Below are 17,468 nucleotides of genomic sequence, written 5' to 3'. Positions count from 1 at the left end.
AGCAGCTAGGTCAGCGACTCCAACGCCAGTGCAAGATAAGCCCGACCTCCTGATCAGCTGCCCAAAAGCCCTCGCAAATCGCGATATCTGCAATTGCGGCAAGTTCGTCATCGCAGTATATAAGCGGCAAGATGTCGCGCCGCCACGGCGGTACACCCCTCTCCTGCAATAAGTTCTTTAGGGATTTGCTGTGCGCATGACCCGCAATACGACAGCGCTCACCGCCGTGCCGGAATCGAACGGTCATATTCCCACGGGGAACAAACTTGCCACCGGCACTGCTGCTAAGACGCCCCAGCCCACTAATTTCGCATTCACCACCACGCCAATCGAAAATGCGCTCACTATCAAAGCGCCCTGAAACAGACTCCGGCACACAATAAAGACGGCCGCGAAAGGCCCTTAATGTCATCGCCTTATTCACGACAAATATTGGCTGGCTATCATTACTCGAATGCAAAAACTGTTCAGCCAACTCGCGAGTTTGAGCCTGATCTAAACGCTGCTCAGTGCGCAACAATACAAATTGACGAAGCAATGCCCGCTGACGACTAGTATCAAACTCCCTCAGTTCAGCAAGCTTAAGGTTACCGTCCTCATCACTTAATTTAGCAATATCGGCATTGAGATAGGAGTCTAACAGTAGCGATGTTTCAGCCTGCAAGGCCGCTGCAGCAACAATTGTATTGCGGTACGTTGGCCAAGCCTCAGCGACAACAGGCATCACCCGATGACGTAAGAAATTCCGGCGATAGTGCGAGTCACTGTTACTGGGATCTTCAATCCACGCCAAACCTTGAGAGTTAGCATAGGACTCAAGCACAGCGCGACTGACATCCAGTAGCGGCCGAACCAAGACGCCGCTCCCCACACGGCGAGTCACCGGCATAGCGGCAAGACCGGCAGCACCCGCGCCGCGAAGCAGACGCAGAAAAAAAGTCTCTACTTGATCATCTTGATGGTGCCCTAATAACAACACGCTATCATCGTCAATAAGCTCTTCAAAGACCCGATAGCGCGCTTCTCTGGCAAGACTTTCGATCCCTTGACGATGACCGTGGACTTCAACCAAGCGAGCCTGAAATGAAATACCATATTGTTTACAGACAGCCTGACACTGCTCCGCCCAATCTCCCGACGCAGACTGTAATTGATGATTTATGTGGATCGCAGATAATTCAGGGAAAGTGTCGCCGCGGCGCAGCGCGCTCTGCTGCAAGCACCAAGCAAGATGAAGTAAAACGTGGGAATCGAGTCCGCCGCTATAGGCGATAACCCAACGCCGGCACCGCAAATAGGGTGCCAGCGCAGTCGAGGCAGTGGACAGCAGATCAGTCATAAACACTCCGCGCCCCTAAACTGCTTAGTTGGCGGACTTATGTCGACGAAGCTTAACTAACACCGTATGACATTAGGCGCTCGTAGCGGGTATCTAGCAGCTCTTTCTCCGACAAGCCCTGCAGGCGGGTAATCTGAGCTGCAATGTGATCGCGAACTCGAGAAGCACTCAAGTCGATATCACGATGGGCGCCACCACGGGGTTCCGGAATAGTTGCGTCAACGATACCTAGCTCTTCAAGCACGGTAGAGGTCAAACCCATCGCCTCTGCCGCATCCGGCGCAAACTCAGAGCTCTTCCAAATGATATTTGCGCAGCCTTCTGGAGAAATAACAAAGTAAGTTGAATATTGCAGCATGGCGATATGGTCACCCACACCGATACCCAGTGCGCCACCTGAGCTACCCTCGCCAATAACAACGCAAACAATCGGTGTTTTCAGACGAGACATGACCGCCAGATTTTGCGCGATAGCCTCACTGATTCCACGCTCTTCACTGTCTATACCGGGGTATGCGCCAGGGGTATCAATTAAAGTCACAATCGGTAAATGATAGCGTTCAGCCAGTTCCATCAAGCGGAGCGCTTTGCGGTAGCCTTCCGGCTTCGGCATACCGAAGTTGCGTTTCACTTTCTCGGTAACACCGCGGCCTTTTTCTTGGCCAATAACCATCACCGGCTTGCCATTAAGCTTACCAATACCGGCAACGATTGCGGAATCGTCACCAAAATGGCGATCACCGTGCAGCTCATCAAAATCGGTAAAAATACGGCGAATATAATCAAGCGTGTAGGGCCGCATTGGATGCCGAGCAATCTTGACGACATTCCACGGAGTTAGATTTGAAAATATCTTCTCCGTCAGCTTGCTACTTTTTTCACGCAGCTTGGTGATTTCTTCATTGATGTTGAGGTCGTTGTCACTTCCGACTAGCTGTAGCTCTTCGATTTTGGCTTCCAGCTCGGCAATAGGTTGTTCAAAATCAAGATAGTTCGGATTCATTGCTCTATTTTATTCGCTCGTCAAATTCCGGTACCGCCCACAATTCATAGAGATATATGGGCCCATTCGCAGGGGTGATTATACGTTAATCGTAATTGATCACCACGTTATTTGCGCCACACTCGTCACGTAATCGCAGTAATAACTCATCGTTTGGCAGGATTCGCCAATCCTCGCCCAAGCGGATACGGCACTTTCCCTCTGGCCGCTGGTAGCTAATAACCACCGGACAGCGGCCACCTTTGGCAATATTTAGAGCGCCTTTGAGACGCTCAATGCCCTCGTTTTCAAGAGTGGCGCCAGATACAGATATCTGCAATTCCTTGGCGCTCTGATCCCGCGCCTCGGCAATACTGCGCACCGCCTTTACCCGCATTTTTTTACCGCCGCTGTACTCGTCATTGCTGCAAATACCCTCAACAACAATAACGGTGTCTTTAACCAGTTTCTCTCTACACTCATCATAGGCGTCACTGAACAGGGCCACTTCAATACGCGCGCTGCGATCATCTAACAGCACAAATGCCATAGTGTCACCGCGCTTATTTTTCATGGTCCGCATACTCATCACGAGACCAGCGATGGTTTGGGGGTGTTTTTCCGGATTCAGATCGACAATCTTTTTGGGTACAAAACGGCGCAACTCGCCCTCATAATCGTCAATGGGGTGCCCAGTCACGTAAAGCCCGAGGGTTTCTTTCTCGCCCAACAAGCGCTCTTTACTGCTCCAGCGACGCACGTCTTGAAATGGGGCATACACATCGCGACTTACTACCGCCAAGGTCTCGCCAAACAAGTCGGTCATACCGCTTTCAGTATTTTTCGCTGACTGCTCTGCCCCTTGCACTGCTTCTGGCATTGCCGCCATAAGTATGGCGCGATCCTCACCCCAGTCGTCAAAGGCGCCAGAGCGGATTAGCGCTTCCAGTGCTCTCTTATTTACTTTTCGAGGGTCTGTGCGCTCGCAGAACTCAAACAAATTGACAAAGGGACCACCGGCATTCCGCGCGGCAATAATGTTTTCTACCGGGCCCTCGCCCAAGCCTTTTATCGCTCCCAATCCATACACAATCTGGCCGCGGTCGTTCACAGTGAACATATACTCGCCTTCGTTTACCGATGGCAATTTATAGTCCAGCTTCATTTCCCGACATTCTTCGATGAAGATAACGATCTTGTCGGTATTGTCCAATTCCGAGCTCATTACCGCGGCCATAAACGGCGCCGGATAATGGGTTTTGAGCCATGCGGTTTGATAGGAAACCAAGGCGTATGCAGCAGAGTGCGATTTATTAAAACCGTAACCTGCGAATTTTTCCATTAAGTCAAAAATATTGGAGGCGAGCACTTCCGTAAAGCCCTTCTCCACTGCACCAGCCTGAAATAAGACCCGCTGCTTTTCCATTTCCTCTGGCTTTTTCTTACCCATGGCGCGGCGCAATAAATCGGCGCCACCCAGGGTGTAACCACCCATTTCCTGGGCGATCTGCATTACCTGTTCTTGGTACAAAATAATGCCGTACGTGGGGCCCAAAACCGGCTTAAGGCAATCGTCCTGATACTGCGGGTGTGGGTAGGCCAATTCGGCACGACCGTGTTTGCGGTTAATGAAGTCATCAACCATGCCTGACTGCAAGGGGCCGGGCCTAAACAAGGCCACCAGGGCGATAATGTCTTCGAAGCAGTCTGGCAACAGCCTTTTTATCAAGTCTTTCATACCGCGGGATTCCAACTGGAAAACCGCGGTGGTTTCTGCGCGCTTCAACAGATCAAAAGTTTGTCTGTCCTGCAAAGGAATCGCCATAATATCCAGCGGATCTTCGCCTAGTTTTGCGCGCTGGGCATTCACAATTTTCAGCGCCCAATCGATAATCGTTAACGTACGCAAACCCAAAAAGTCGAACTTAACGAGGCCCGCATCTTCGACATCGCTTTTATCAAACTGGGTTACTAGACCGCCGCCGGTATCGTCACAATAGAGCGGCGCAAAATCGGTCAGTTTGGACGGTGCGATAACGACACCCCCCGCATGCTTACCAACGCCTCGTACCACCCCTTCGAGCTGCACAGCCATATCCCAAATTTCTTGGGCCGCTTCGTCATTGACTAAGAACTCGCGCAATACTTCTTCTTGTTCATGCGCCTTCGCAAGGGTCATTCCCACTTCAAAGGGAATCATTTTTGAGAGCTTATCCGCAAGCCCATAGGCCTTGCCCTGCACGCGGGCTACATCTCGCACCACCGCCTTAGCAGCCATGGTGCCAAAGGTAATTATTTGGCTTACTGCATCGCGACCATAGTTATCGGCAACGTAATTGATAACGCGGTCTCGGCCATCCATGCAAAAATCGACATCAAAATCCGGCATGGATACCCGCTCCGGATTCAAAAATCGCTCGAACAGCAAGTCGTATTGAATAGGATCAAGATCCGTAATTTTTAAGGCGTAAGCAACTAGTGAGCCCGCTCCCGAACCCCGTCCAGGGCCGACAGGAATATCGTGATCTTTAGCCCATTGGATAAAATCCATCACGATCAGGAAGTAGCCGGGAAACCCCATCTGCAGGATAACGTTTAGCTCAAAATCTAAGCGCTCACGATATTCTTTTTGATAATCCGCAAATTCGGGTGCCGCACTATCGAACAGAAAATCTAAACGCTCGTCTAAACCGTGATGACAAAGTTCGCGAAAAAATTCTTCCTGGGTTTTGCCCTCAGGTATCGGATATTCAGGAAGATAGTAGGTGCCGAGCTGTATAGTAAGATTACAACGCTTGGCAATTTCAACGCTGTTCGCCAAGGCTTCCGGTATATCTGCAAACAGGGCCTGCATTTCTTCTGCACTGCGCAGACATTGTTGTTCACTGTAATTGCGAGGCCGGCGGGGATCATCTAGTACGCGGCCGTCGCGGATACATACGCGCGCTTCGTGGGCGTCAAACTCTTTGGAATCTAAAAATCGTACATCATTCGTTGCGACAACTGGGCAATCCGCTTGTTCAGCCAGCGCCACCGCAGCGTGTAAATAATCATCTTCATTCTGGCGACCAGTGCGCTGTAATTCGATATAAAATCTATCGGGGAATACGCGCAGCCAGCGGGATAAACTCGCCGCCGCCGCATCTTGCTTACTGCCAAGCAATAACTGACCGACATCCCCTTCTCTCGCACCTGACAACGCAATCAAACCTTCATTCGCTTGCTCGATCCAGCTTCGATTGACGTAAGCTCGGCCCTGATATTGACCTTCTAAATAGGCGCGGGAAATCAGCTCGGTGAGATTTCGATAGCCTGTTTGGTTTTGTGCTAGCAGGCAGATGATACTGATCTGATCTGGGTCATCGTCATCGCGAACCAAAAGATCACTGCCGAAAATGGGTTTTATACCAGCGCCTGTCGCCGCCTTCTGAAACTTAATGAGGGCATAAAAATTATTCAGATCAGTGAGTGCAACCGCCGGCATATTAAGGTCGGCAACCCGTTTTGCCAGCGCCTTAACCCTTACAAGTCCATCAACGATGGAGTATTCGGAGTGAACCCGCAAATGAACGAACTGATCGGAAATCATTCTTCGGCCTCCAAAATTGCTCGAACTGGCGCATAGCTTCGGCGGTGAATAGGTGTGACGCCTAGTTTTTGTAGTGCGGCTAAATGCACTTTGGTCGGGTAGCCCTTGTGACCCGCAATACCGTAGCCTGGGTAGACAGATTCAAACTCTGCCATTTCTCGGTCGCGGGTGACCTTGGCTAAAATTGACGCTGCGGCAATTGCTGGCACTCGGCTATCGCCTTTAACGACCGCTTGGGCGCGGTAGGGCCAGTTCGGCACTTTATTGCCATCCACTAGCACAAACTCAGGCTGAACTGCCAAACCCGCTACTGCGCGATGCATGGCCAATAGGCTTGCTTGGAGTATATTTAACTCGTCAATTTCTGCGACAGATGCCCGCGCAACACAATAACTCAGCGCCTTATCTTTAATTTCAATGAAAAGCGCTTCGCGACGCTTTTCAGTCAATTTTTTAGAATCGTTTAAGCCCACAATGGGATTTTCAGGATCAAGAATAACGGCAGCCGTCACTACGTCACCACACAGCGGCCCACGACCCACCTCATCGACACCCGCTGTTAAATCAGGAACATCAAACTCGGCAAACAGGTCGTCTATTTTAGGCATTGGGCGCTCCGACACACTGCAGGACCACATCAGCGGCGCGCTCACTTGCGCCCCGTGCTAATTGACGGTGAATAATTTGAAACTCTTCGATAAGAGTCTCCCGATGGTTCGCATTATTCAACTGCTCTAATAGCAGCGGACCAATCACTTCAGCACACACTTCATCCTGCAGCAACTCTGGCACTAGGGCGCGCTGCGCTAATAAATTCGGCAGGGAAAAGAATGGCGTTTTAATTAGGCGAGAAAATATCTTGTACGACCACTTACCAAAGCGATAAGCAACAACCATGGGACGCTGCAGCAATAAGGCTTCAAGACTTGTCGTACCAGAGGCCATTAACACAACATCTGCGGCAGCCATCACCGTTCGCGACTGACCAAGTACGACCCGCACAGGCAAGTCTTTAGATAGTGCCGCCACCGCTTGTAATATCTGTTGTTTACGCTCGATGTTCGCCGCTGGAATTAAGAATTCAATATTAGGTTGCGCGCGTCGTAACCATTGAGCAGTTTCTAAGAATGGCGCAATGAGTTGAGCCACTTCACCACCTCGACTGCCCGGCAAAATTGCCAACACTGGATGCCCATCTTCAACATCTAGCTCCGCTCGCGCCTCGGCTCGCTGATCAACCATAGAAATCTGATCTGCTAAAGGATGACCAACGCAGGTGACGGGAACACCGTGTTCTTGGTAAAAATGCTCTTCAAAGGGGAACAGCGTCAGCATGTGATCAACCGACTTGGCGATATTTTTAATTCGGCCCTGACGCCACGCCCACACCGATGGGCTGACATAGTGCAACGTTTTGATACCGCGTTCGCGCAGAAAGCGCTCAATATTTAAATTAAAGTCAGGTGAATCTATGCCAATAACAATATCTGGCTGCCAGCTCAGAAAATGTAACTTCAACAGACGTCGTAAACGCAGTAATTCCGGCAAGCGCTTGAGGGGTTCGACGAAGCCCATCACTGACAGTCGATCCATCTCACATAGACTTCGACAGCCCTGTTCAATCATCAAGGGGCCGCCAACGCCTTCAAATTGCGCGTCAGGGTAGCGATGTTTAATAGCGCGAATTAAATCAGCGCCTAAAATATCACCGGAGGCTTCTCCAGCGATAATACCGATTCGCATTGCAGTCATAAAATAGCCATGTATCGCGGCCGAACGGCGCGAATTAACGCACGATACCGCGTTGAGATTGTGTCAATGAATCCGCCAACAACTGCACTTCCGGAAACTCGACCGCAATGGGTGCCATCGCTGCCAACGCTTCGTCTACAGTATTATTTTGACGATAAATAATTTTATAACAGCGCCGAATTGCCGCGATGCTCTCGGCACTAAAACCTCGTCGCTTAAGCCCTTCACTATTAATAGTTTTGGCTTCTGCAGGGGTGCCGCTACCTGTTACATAGGCGGGTACATCCTTACTGATACCGCAGCCGAAACCGGCAAAGCTGTGAGCGCCAATATGACAAAATTGATGTACCAGCGTAAAGCCGCTCAAAATCGCCCAGTCACCGACATTGACGTGTCCAGCTAAGGCAGCGTTGTTCACCAAAATACAGTTGTTGCCGATAACTGAGTCGTGGCCGACGTGAACATAGGCCATCAAAAGATTTTTATCGCCGATAATCGTTTTACCGCGGTCTTGAACCGTACCACGGTGGATTGTTACACCTTCGCGAATAACATTGTCATCACCGATAATAAGCTCGGTGGGCTCACCCTTGTATTTTAAATCCGGGGTGTCATCGCCAACAGTCGAAAATTGGTAAATGCGATTATTCTTACCAATTTTAGTCGGCCCCATCAGTACCACGTGTGATCGAATATCCGAACCTTCGCCAATTTCAACGCCGGCACCAACCATTGTCCACGGACCAATTTTGACATTGGCCGCGATCACCGCACTCGGATCAATAATCGCGCGCGGGTCAACTGCAGCTGATGGATGAATATTATCTGTCACTATGGGCGCTGCCGATCGATACACAGAATTGTTGCAGAGGCCGCCAACTTGTCTTCAACATAAGCTTGGCACTCAAATTTCCATAGCCCCTTTTTGTCAGAGACATATTGCGCTTTTAATATTAATTGATCGCCAGGAATAACTTGGCGTTTGAAGCGCGCCCTATCAACACCGGCAAACATATAAATAGAACCTTCAGACGGCTTTTTATCCAAAGTTTTGAAGCCCAAAATTCCTGCAGCCTGCGCCATTGCCTCAATGATCAACACCCCGGGCATGATCGGTAATTCTGGAAAGTGACCATTAAAATGGTTCTCGTTGCCGGTCACATTTTTTAGCGCGACGATAGATTCGCCCAAGGTTAATTCCAGAACGCGATCAACCAATAAGAAGGGATAGCGTTGCGGCAGGTATTCCTTAATTTCATTAATATCCATCAGCATATCTCAGCTTTCACCCTCATTTTTAATCTTCAATTGCTTTTCCAAGAATGCCACTCGCCTATAGAGCTCATCGAGCTTGCTAAAGCGTGCCGCGTTTTTTCGCCACTCTGTCGATTCAGACATCGCGAAGCTTCCGGAGTAAGAGCCCGATTTTGAAATCGACTTACTCACCAAGCAACGCGCCGTAATGTGAACATTGTCGGTAATTGTAATATGCCCAACTACTCCGACGTTACCGGCCAGTGTACAATTTTTACCAATAACAGCGCTTCCCGCGACTTGGCAGCAACCGGCCATCGCTGTTCCATCACCCACAATAACGTTGTGGGCAATCATAGTTTGATCGTCAAGAATGACATTATTGCCGATCATCGTATTTTCTATTGCGCCACGGTCAATACAGGAATTAGCGCCAATCTCGACCCGGTTCCCTATTTGCACACCGCCAAGCTGATGGATCTTCTCCCAACCTGCCGGACCTGGGGCAAAACCGAAACCATCACCACCAATAACCACACCGGAATGGACAATACACTCGTCGCCGATATTGACACCGTGATAAATCGTCACATTGGCATGAATATAACAGTGCTTCCCAATCCGGCTGCCACGGCCAAGCACGACACCCGCCGCAATTACACTGCCCTCGCCGACTTCTGCCCCCGCTTCGATTACACAATTAGCGCCGATCGCAACAGAGTCATGAATATTTTCAGCTACGACAACGGCACTCGGATGCACACCAGAACGCGGCTTCTCAAAGGGATCGAACAGCGCGCTAACGCGGGCGTACATTAAATAGGGGTTGTCGGATAACAAACAATTCCCAGTAAAGCCCGCCGCTATATCTGGGTGAAGTATAACTGCGCCAGCTAACGTAGTTTGAAGGCTGGATTTAAACTTACTATTGGACAAAAAACTTAGCTGTTCAGATCCTGCAGTTGCCAGTGAAGCAATACCGCAAAGCTGAGTCGCTGCGTCTCCTCTAAAGTCGAGACCTAAAATCGTAGCGAGCTCAGCAAGGCTGAACGTTTTTTGTCCAGACATGGTTTTACTTGGCTTGGTTCAGCTTGTCAGCCACTTTTGCAGTGATGTCGAAGCTAGCATCAGCGTGCAGGACTTGCTTACGTGGTAACAATAAACCGATATTTTCGGCCTTGATAAGATCCGGCAGTATTTTCTGAAGCTTCGGACCTAGCTCTTGAAGTATTGACTGTGCTTCTTGCTGATTCGCGGCCTCGATTTTACGAGCCAAATGCTCGCCATCGGTGCGCGCCGTGTCAATTTTGTTCTTGGTGGCCTGACGTTGTTCAACGCTTAAAATATCGAAGTCACGCTGAAACTGCTCAACTTGCTTATCATAATTCTTTTTTAATGTTTCCAGTTCAGTAACATTCTTTTTGTATTCACCTTGATTGCGCATTGCGGTCAAACGCTTTTTAGCCAAATCGGTGTTTAGTACCGCGGCCTCAACATCAAAAACCGCGATTCGGCCTTCTGCCACCGCGCCACATGCCCACAACACTATAACTGCCGCTGCGATTAATTTGTAAAACTTCATATACAACTCCTGCTGATTATTGTGCTACTAAATAATATATAAATAAGGTTTAAAAACTACGACCCAACGAGAATTGAAATATCTCAGTGTCGTCTATTTTTTCAGGATTTAAGGCTCTGCCCAAGCTAAAGGTGAGGGGACCAAAACCAGTAATCCACGTGACACCAACACCTGCCGACATTCTCAAACTAGAGAAATCTGGCGTAGAACAGTTAAGCTGCGTTGCACCGCACTGCGTGCTAAACACGTTACCGGCATCAAAGAAGAAGCCACTGCGAACAGAGCGCTGATCTTTAACAAACGGCAGTGGGAAGAGCAATTCCATACTACCTTCTACTAATACATTACCACCAAAGGGGTCAGTATCACGTCTAAAGTTATTCGCGCTATCCACCAGCAACAATCCGGTCGCCGGGTCGAGTACGTAGGCGCCTTGGGCCGACAATGCCAAGGCATTGCCCGACGCGTCTATCGCTGTAGCGGCCTGACTAATACGATATATATCTGCATTAGAACTACGTGGGCCTAGAGTATTAGCCCTATACCCACGTACCGAACCGAAACCACCTGCATAAAAATTTTCATAAAATGGTAAATTCTCTAACTCACCATAGCCGTCGCCATAACCTAACTCCGTTCTGAAACGCAGCGTTAAACTATTCGTTAATGGAACGTAGATTTGGCCTTCGTAACCCAGCTTAAAATACTCAAGATCAGAACCAGGTACCGCCACTTCTAATGACAGTGATTGCGAGGCACCTCTTGTTGCTAGTAAGCCGCGGTTCAATGTTGATTGGCGCCAAGATATCCCTGCGGTGAAGTTATTAAACTCTTCGCCATACTTATCCAAAAATCCTTCTTCGCCACTATCAACTAAGGCACTGGATGGCAGGTTGTTAATATCTTCAAGTACTTCGGCAACGGTGTACGTACCAGTAGCTGGATCGAGCTTACTCACAAAATAGTTGTCAATAACATCCAGCAGTCGCGGGCTACTCTTTATTTCTTTTACAGCACTAACACCAGCGTCGATAATCGTGCGATTAAAACCGAGGTCAAAGCCTAAACGCTCAGTTTCTGAAATCGGATAACCAAAATTGACACTTGTTCCGTAGGTATCCGACGTGTAACTAGCAACGTTAATTTCTTCAAAGTCGGTAGTCCGATAAAAAACTGAGAAACCGCGGCTTACACCGTCTTCAGTAAAATACGGATCTAAATAGCTAAAGTTAGCGCTGGTCGCAAAATCACTGCGGGAAACCCCAAATCCAACCTGCTTACCCGTACCGAAGAAGTTATTTTGCTGAATATTTGCACTCAGCAGAAGGCCGCTATCCTGCGAGAAGCCCACACTGGCGCCCAAACTACCTGAACTTTGCTCTTCAACTTTATAGCGAAGATCAATCAAATCATCAGTACCGGGAACCTCTAAGGTATCTACTTTAGCCTCTTTAAAGTAGCCGAGACGCTCCAAGCGGATACGCGATAATTCAATCTTGTCAGCTGACGCTGGTGCACTTTCAATTTGACGCATTTCTCGGCGCAGTACTTCGTCAGATGTCCTTGCGTTACCTTCAAAATCGATACGACGCACATAGGTACGCTTACCTGGGTCAATAAAGAATTTGATGTCTACCGTTTTGTCTTCTTCGTTTTGTTCGGGAATACCGCGAACCTTGGCAAAATTATAGCCTTCGTTACCTAGCCGCTTGGTAATAAATTCCTCAGTGCTCGTGACCAGCGCTTGGGAAAACACCTGTCCTTTCTGAACTAATACAAAACGCTTCAAATCTTCTTCGGGCAGCACTAAATCGCCAGATAGCTCAGCGCTACTGACCGTATATTTATCTCCCTCAATCAAATTCACTGTTATGTAAACAGATTGACGATTCGGGCTAATAGCAACCTGAACGGAATCAGCGTTAAACAACAAATAACCGCGATCCAGGTAATACGAATTTAATTTTTCGAGATCGCCTTTAAGCTTTTCACGCGAGTACTTATTGCTGCTACTAAAGAATGAAAATAAACCACCTGTTTTTAACTCAAAAAGGTCAAGAAGGGTTTCATCGTCATACACCGTGTTACCAACGATATTGATATGCTCAATCGTTGCATTACTGCCTTCATCTATATTAATGCTGATCGACACTCGATTGCGTTGCTCGGCAACCACGTCAGTCTCAATACTTGCGTCATAGCGACCCTGCGACACATACTGCCGAGTCAATTCCATCTTCATACCGTCGAGGGTCGAGCGCTTAAAAACCTGTCCTTCGGCCAGTCCCGCGTTTTTCAAACCATCCAACAGTGCCTCAGTCGCGAGTGCCTTATTACCTTCGAGGTTAATGCCGCTAATCGCTGGCCGCTCAACCACTCGCACCACAAGGACATCGCCATCCATACCAATCTGGATGTCGTCAAAATTGCCCGTACCAAAAAGCGCTCTCGACGCATTTGCCACCGTGCGCGTACTGACTCTATCGCCAATACTTATCGGCAATGCAGAGAACACCGTTTCGGACGATATCCGTTGCAGACCTTCGACACGAATATCTGAAATCGGCAGTGAATTTTGGGCGACAGCGAACAAACTCACCGACCACAGAATAAAACTAAGTGCTAAAAAGCGTTTCATCAACAGCTAAAAACCAAGGCTCTGGGCCAACGCCATAAAAACTGACGCTGCCACTGTGTAAGATTAAAAGCATTGCATTATCTTAGAGACTAAAGGCGCAACACATCGTTATATAAAGCAAAAATCATCACAAATACTACTAACACCAGGCCCAGCTGATTCGCCCAGACCTGAACCTGCTCCGCCACAGGCTTACCGGTCAACCACTCTACCAGAGCGTAGACAATATGCCCGCCATCCAGGACGGGAATCGGTAACAAATTCAAAACAGCAAGACTTATACTCAGCAAGGCCAAAAACGTTAGCCATGCAAAAAACCCATACTGCGCCGAAGAGCTCGCCACTTTAGCAATGGTTATCGGCCCGCTCAAGTTTTTCGGCGACAACAGGCCCATCAACATCTTTTTTATTGCCGATAAAGTAAAAGCACTCATCCGCCAGGTTTTGTCAACAGCTGCAACTCCTGCGCCAACAAAACCGTATTCCATAGTTCGCTGCATCGACTCCGGCCAAGATGGCATGGCCACACCAACGCCAACATAACCATATGCCTGAGATTCGCCGTCAAGCTTACGATCCGGCGTCATGGTTAACAGCACTCGTTGGGTATCACGCTCTACAGTGACAGTAATCGGCTCCTGTGGCTTTTGCCGAACATATTCCACCCACGCCTGCCATGATTCTAGCAGCCTGCCATCTGCCTCGACGACCAAATCCCCTGCACGCATTCCCGCTCGCTCTGCAGGACTGTCAGCTACAACGGTTTCAATTTTCGGCACAACTTCTGGCACAAACAGGGTGACACCTAATTCACGAACCGGATTGGGCTCTTCGATATCGTGCATCCAGTCACGCAATGCCACCACATTTTCCGTAACAAGATCAGAATCAGGGGAGCGCAAAGTAATATGGACATCACCATCTTCACCAATACGCTCCAAAAGCTGCAGCTGCAGCGCCTCCCAAGTTGGCGTCGAGCGCCCATCTACCGATAAAAACTCCTGCCCCGCGACAATACCCGCCTGATCAGCCAACGAGCCCGGCTCGACCTTTGCCACTATTGGTGCTACGCCGCTGACGCCGTTTAAAAACACCAGCCAATAAACAAAAACCGCCAAGATAAGATTTGCAATTGGCCCAGCTGCCGCAATGGCAATTCGCGATTTTGGTGATGCGCGGTTAAATGCCTGGCCGACTAACTCTTCTGGCACCGGCGCTTCGCGCTCGTCTAACATTTTGACGTAGCCACCGAGTGGAATACCAGCAATGACGTATTCCGTACCGCTGCGATCAGTCCAAGACAATAACGGCTTACCAAACCCCACCGAAAAGCGCAAAACTTTGACACCACAGCGCCGCGCGACCCAGAAGTGGCCGAATTCGTGCACCGCAACCAGAATAGCCAAGGTTAGCAGCGTCACTAAAATAGTTTGCAAAATATCCAGCACGTTTTTGCCCTTTAGCGCATAGCGACCGGTGTAATTCTGGCCACTATCGAGTCTCTGTTATCAGTTAAGCCAATGTTTTATTTAGAATAAATTTCATCGCACAAACGCGAGATTCTCTGTCCGCTTGTTGGACATCCTCGAGTGAGTGCGGTTCAACAATTACAACAACCGCCATAACCTGCTCTATGACCTTGGCAATGGACGTAAAATCCAGTCGACCGTCAAGAAACGCTTCAACCGCGACCTCGTTCGCCGCATTTAACACCGCCGGTGCTGTACCACCTCGCACCGCCGCCTCACGCGCCAAACGCAGACAGGGGAAACGCTCTTCATCTGGCGCTTCAAAATCCAATCGCGCCTGCGCAATGATATCTAAACTGCCAACCCCTGATGCAACCCGTTCTGGCCACGCCAAGGCATGAGCAATCGGGGTACGCATATCGGGATTCCCTAACTGCGCTAAAACTGAGCCGTCAATATACTCAACCATGGAGTGAATAACACTCTGAGGATGAACAATAATATCAATGTTTGCAGGTTCGGTATGAAACAGCCAACACGCTTCAATCAGCTCCAAGCCTTTATTCATCATGGTAGCTGAATCCACTGATATCTTGCGCCCCATAGACCAATTGGGATGCGCGCAGGCTTGATCGGGAGTCACATCAGCCAATTCCGCTGAGGCCGTATTTCGAAAAGGACCACCAGAACCGGTCAATAAAACACGCTTAACGCCACCATGTAAAAAGGGGCTTAATTGACCGTTACCTTGCTGAACTTGCATCGGCAAGCATTGAAAAATCGCATTGTGCTCGCTGTCGATGGGCAACAACGTTGCGCCACAGCGCTGCACCGCATCCATAAATAGCGGCCCAGCCATAACTAGCGCTTCTTTATTTGCGAGCAACACTTTTCTGCCAGCCTCAACCGCTGCCATTGTCGGCAACAAGCCGGCGGCACCAACGATGGCCGCCATTGTTACGTCAGCCTCACGTGCGACAGTACACAAACCCGCTTCACCACCGAGAATCTCGGTTGGCAAGCCGGCTTTTCTGACACGCTCCGCAAAGGCTTGTACTAACGCTATATCCGCCAATACTGCATAGCGTGGGGAAAATTGTTCAAGTTGTGCAAACAGCGTATCTAAGCTCCGATTTGCTGTTAAGGCATAGACACTATAACGCTCTGGATGGCGAGCCAGTACGTCTAGAGTGTTTACGCCGATAGACCCGGTCGAACCAAGGACTGTGACCGACTGCATCACACCCATCCCGTCGCCATCAAGCCCAGCGCAAATACTGGCGCCGCCGCCGTAATACTGTCTATTCGATCCATGATTCCGCCGTGCCCCGGCAATAAATGACCACTGTCTTTAATGCCGCGATGGCGCTTCACCATACTTTCCAGTAAATCACCCAATACAGAGGCTAATACCGTAACAATCACCATGCATAATAAGGGCAGTATCGCGATTGGTATCGCACCTGGCAACAACTTAGCCAATGACACCCACAGCAGCGCCGCCAACAAACTGCTAGAGGCCAATCCACCCCAAAACCCCGCCCAAGATTTACCAGGACTCACCGCAGGAGCGAGCTTGGCTTTTCCGTAGGCACGGCCAACAAAATAGGCACCGATATCAGCCGAGGCGACAAGCGCAATAACCAACACAATTAACCACACACCGCCGCTTAAACTTCTTAAATAACAGATAGCCAGCCATGCAGGCACCAACACCAATAGTCCCATCAGGGCACGCATCCAGCGAGAACCCCAAAGCCCAGCACTGAGAGGGTAAGACTTCACCCAAAGCAACGCAATCGACCACCAAAGACTGGCAGCGATAACAATTTCTTGTACCTCGAGCTGATCCACGCCACTAAAAAGACTTGTTGTCCACGCGGCAACTATCATCAACAGAGCGCACACTATTACGTAAGTAAAGCGGGCCCCCTTAGCCGAAAAACCACTTAGATCGGCCCACTCCCAAGCAGCTAATAGCACAACAAGGGCAAACACCGCCGACAATATCGGCAGCGACAAATACGCCAGAGCCGCCAACAGTGCGACGACGATCAACACCGCGGTGATGATCCGCTGCTTTAACATAAACTGGCTCCTCTACTCTGGCGCATCTTCATTATTATCATTTTCACGACCGCCAAAACGTCGGTCTCGACGAGCATAGGCGGCAAGCGCCCGGTCCAACTCCTCGCCGTTAAAGTCCGGCCAGAAACAATCTGTAAAATAGAGCTCGCTATAGGCTATCTGCCATAACAAAAAATTACTAATGCGCTGCTCACCCGCCGTACGTATGCAAAGGTCTGGTTTTGGTAGGTCGGCAAGTGCAAGGTGACGATCAAACAGCTCAACAGTAAACTCATCAGTCGTTAATTCGCCGTCCTTCACCTTTTCAGCCAAGGCTTTAGCGGCACTCACAATATCCCACTGACCACCGTAATCAACGGCAATTACCAGCTGAGTATCGCGGTTAAATCGCGTCAGCTGCTCACTGTAGTCCATTTGTTTGCGCAGTGCTGCGGTAAACTGACTGCGCTCACCAATAAATCGCATCCGCACCCCATCGGCATGCAGTTGCTTAGTCTCACTATCGAGATAACTCGAAAAGAGCCGCATCAAGGCTTGAACTTCCAGAGTAGGACGCTGCCAATTTTCGCTAGAAAAGGCGAATAAAGTGACAATCTCGACACCGTGCTCGCGGGTTAGCTTTAATAGAGGACGTATCACCTCTACTCCAGCTCGATGCCCCGAGGAGGACTTTAGACCGTGTTTTTTGGCCCAGCGATTATTGCCATCCATAATAATGGCAACATGACGGGGGACACGTTTAGGCGCGGACTCCCGCTTTGCTACTGACATTGAA

14 protein-coding genes are annotated in these 17,468 nt (G+C 49.4%); all 14 read right to left on the bottom strand.

Going from position 1 to position 17,468, the window contains the following annotated elements; translation table 11 throughout:
- Positions 1-10 precede the first annotated feature (10 nt).
- Positions 11-1,339, bottom strand: a complete 1,329-nt coding sequence (gene tilS / locus AAC007_RS02055) for a tRNA lysidine(34) synthetase TilS (RefSeq protein WP_339674420.1) — start codon at positions 1,337-1,339, stop codon at positions 11-13.
- A gap of 52 nt (positions 1,340-1,391) precedes the next feature.
- Complete coding sequence (locus tag AAC007_RS02050; protein WP_296436757.1) at positions 1,392-2,342, bottom strand: acetyl-CoA carboxylase carboxyltransferase subunit alpha; 951 nt, start codon at positions 2,340-2,342, stop codon at positions 1,392-1,394.
- Between the two features lie 85 nt (positions 2,343-2,427).
- Entirely contained in the window at positions 2,428-5,910 is a 3,483-nt protein-coding gene (dnaE, locus tag AAC007_RS02045; protein ID WP_296436758.1) for a DNA polymerase III subunit alpha, read from the bottom strand.
- The gene (gene rnhB / locus AAC007_RS02040) at positions 5,907-6,518 is read right to left on the bottom strand and encodes a ribonuclease HII (RefSeq protein ID WP_339674419.1); all 612 of its coding nucleotides are present in this window, start codon (positions 6,516-6,518) and stop codon (positions 5,907-5,909) included. The genes dnaE and rnhB overlap by 4 nt, the downstream gene beginning before the upstream one ends.
- Positions 6,511-7,662: a lipid-A-disaccharide synthase gene (lpxB, locus tag AAC007_RS02035; RefSeq protein WP_295877727.1), complete on the bottom strand. Its 1,152-nt coding sequence runs from the start codon at positions 7,660-7,662 to the stop codon at positions 6,511-6,513. The genes rnhB and lpxB overlap by 8 nt, the downstream gene beginning before the upstream one ends.
- Before the next feature lie 34 nt (positions 7,663-7,696).
- The gene (gene lpxA / locus AAC007_RS02030) at positions 7,697-8,482 is read right to left on the bottom strand and encodes an acyl-ACP--UDP-N-acetylglucosamine O-acyltransferase (protein ID WP_339674452.1); all 786 of its coding nucleotides are present in this window, start codon (positions 8,480-8,482) and stop codon (positions 7,697-7,699) included.
- Positions 8,483-8,493: 11 nt separating this feature from the next.
- Positions 8,494-8,934: a 3-hydroxyacyl-ACP dehydratase FabZ gene (fabZ, locus tag AAC007_RS02025; RefSeq protein ID WP_295877772.1), complete on the bottom strand. Its 441-nt coding sequence runs from the start codon at positions 8,932-8,934 to the stop codon at positions 8,494-8,496.
- Between the two features lie 6 nt (positions 8,935-8,940).
- The gene (lpxD, locus tag AAC007_RS02020) at positions 8,941-9,984 is read right to left on the bottom strand and encodes a UDP-3-O-(3-hydroxymyristoyl)glucosamine N-acyltransferase (RefSeq protein ID WP_339674418.1); all 1,044 of its coding nucleotides are present in this window, start codon (positions 9,982-9,984) and stop codon (positions 8,941-8,943) included.
- A 4-nt stretch (positions 9,985-9,988) separates the two neighbouring features.
- On the bottom strand, positions 9,989-10,498 hold the full coding sequence (locus AAC007_RS02015) for an OmpH family outer membrane protein (RefSeq protein ID WP_339674417.1): 510 nt from the start codon (positions 10,496-10,498) through the stop codon (positions 9,989-9,991).
- Positions 10,499-10,547: 49 nt separating this feature from the next.
- Entirely contained in the window at positions 10,548-13,136 is a 2,589-nt protein-coding gene (gene bamA / locus AAC007_RS02010) for an outer membrane protein assembly factor BamA (RefSeq protein WP_295877731.1), read from the bottom strand.
- Positions 13,137-13,225: 89 nt separating this feature from the next.
- Positions 13,226-14,584, bottom strand: coding sequence for a sigma E protease regulator RseP (rseP, locus tag AAC007_RS02005; protein ID WP_339674416.1), 1,359 nt, complete (start codon positions 14,582-14,584; stop codon positions 13,226-13,228).
- Positions 14,585-14,648: 64 nt separating this feature from the next.
- Positions 14,649-15,854: a 1-deoxy-D-xylulose-5-phosphate reductoisomerase gene (gene ispC, locus AAC007_RS02000; RefSeq protein WP_339674415.1), complete on the bottom strand. Its 1,206-nt coding sequence runs from the start codon at positions 15,852-15,854 to the stop codon at positions 14,649-14,651.
- Positions 15,845-16,693, bottom strand: a complete 849-nt coding sequence (locus AAC007_RS01995; RefSeq protein ID WP_339674414.1) for a phosphatidate cytidylyltransferase — start codon at positions 16,691-16,693, stop codon at positions 15,845-15,847. The genes ispC and AAC007_RS01995 overlap by 10 nt, the downstream gene beginning before the upstream one ends.
- A gap of 12 nt (positions 16,694-16,705) precedes the next feature.
- Positions 16,706-17,464 carry a polyprenyl diphosphate synthase gene (gene uppS, locus AAC007_RS01990; protein WP_339674412.1) on the bottom strand — a complete coding sequence of 253 codons (759 nt, stop codon included), beginning with the start codon at positions 17,462-17,464 and terminating at the stop codon, positions 16,706-16,708.
- Positions 17,465-17,468: the final 4 nt, after the last annotated feature.

Origin of the sequence: uncultured Zhongshania sp., from assembly GCF_963975605.1 — a bacterium.
GTDB classification, from domain to species: domain Bacteria; phylum Pseudomonadota; class Gammaproteobacteria; order Pseudomonadales; family Spongiibacteraceae; genus Spongiibacter; species Spongiibacter aquimaris.
This window is presented reverse-complemented; position numbering and strand designations above follow the sequence as displayed.

Excerpts from the sequence above, each read along its gene's own strand:
- tilS (WP_339674420.1), bottom strand. The coding sequence starts at position 1,339 with ATGACTGATCTGCTGTCCACTGCCTCGACTGCGCTGGCACCCTATTTG.
- AAC007_RS02050 (WP_296436757.1), bottom strand. The coding sequence starts at position 2,342 with ATGAATCCGAACTATCTTGATTTTGAACAACCTATTGCCGAGCTGGAA.
- dnaE (WP_296436758.1), bottom strand. The coding sequence starts at position 5,910 with ATGATTTCCGATCAGTTCGTTCATTTGCGGGTTCACTCCGAATACTCC.
- rnhB (WP_339674419.1), bottom strand. The coding sequence starts at position 6,518 with ATGCCTAAAATAGACGACCTGTTTGCCGAGTTTGATGTTCCTGATTTA.
- lpxB (WP_295877727.1), bottom strand. The coding sequence starts at position 7,662 with ATGACTGCAATGCGAATCGGTATTATCGCTGGAGAAGCCTCCGGTGAT.
- lpxD (WP_339674418.1), bottom strand. The coding sequence starts at position 9,984 with ATGTCTGGACAAAAAACGTTCAGCCTTGCTGAGCTCGCTACGATTTTA.
- AAC007_RS02015 (WP_339674417.1), bottom strand. The coding sequence starts at position 10,498 with ATGAAGTTTTACAAATTAATCGCAGCGGCAGTTATAGTGTTGTGGGCA.
- bamA (WP_295877731.1), bottom strand. The coding sequence starts at position 13,136 with ATGAAACGCTTTTTAGCACTTAGTTTTATTCTGTGGTCGGTGAGTTTG.
- ispC (WP_339674415.1), bottom strand. The coding sequence starts at position 15,854 with ATGGGTGTGATGCAGTCGGTCACAGTCCTTGGTTCGACCGGGTCTATC.
- AAC007_RS01995 (WP_339674414.1), bottom strand. The coding sequence starts at position 16,693 with ATGTTAAAGCAGCGGATCATCACCGCGGTGTTGATCGTCGTCGCACTG.
- uppS (WP_339674412.1), bottom strand. The coding sequence starts at position 17,464 with ATGTCAGTAGCAAAGCGGGAGTCCGCGCCTAAACGTGTCCCCCGTCAT.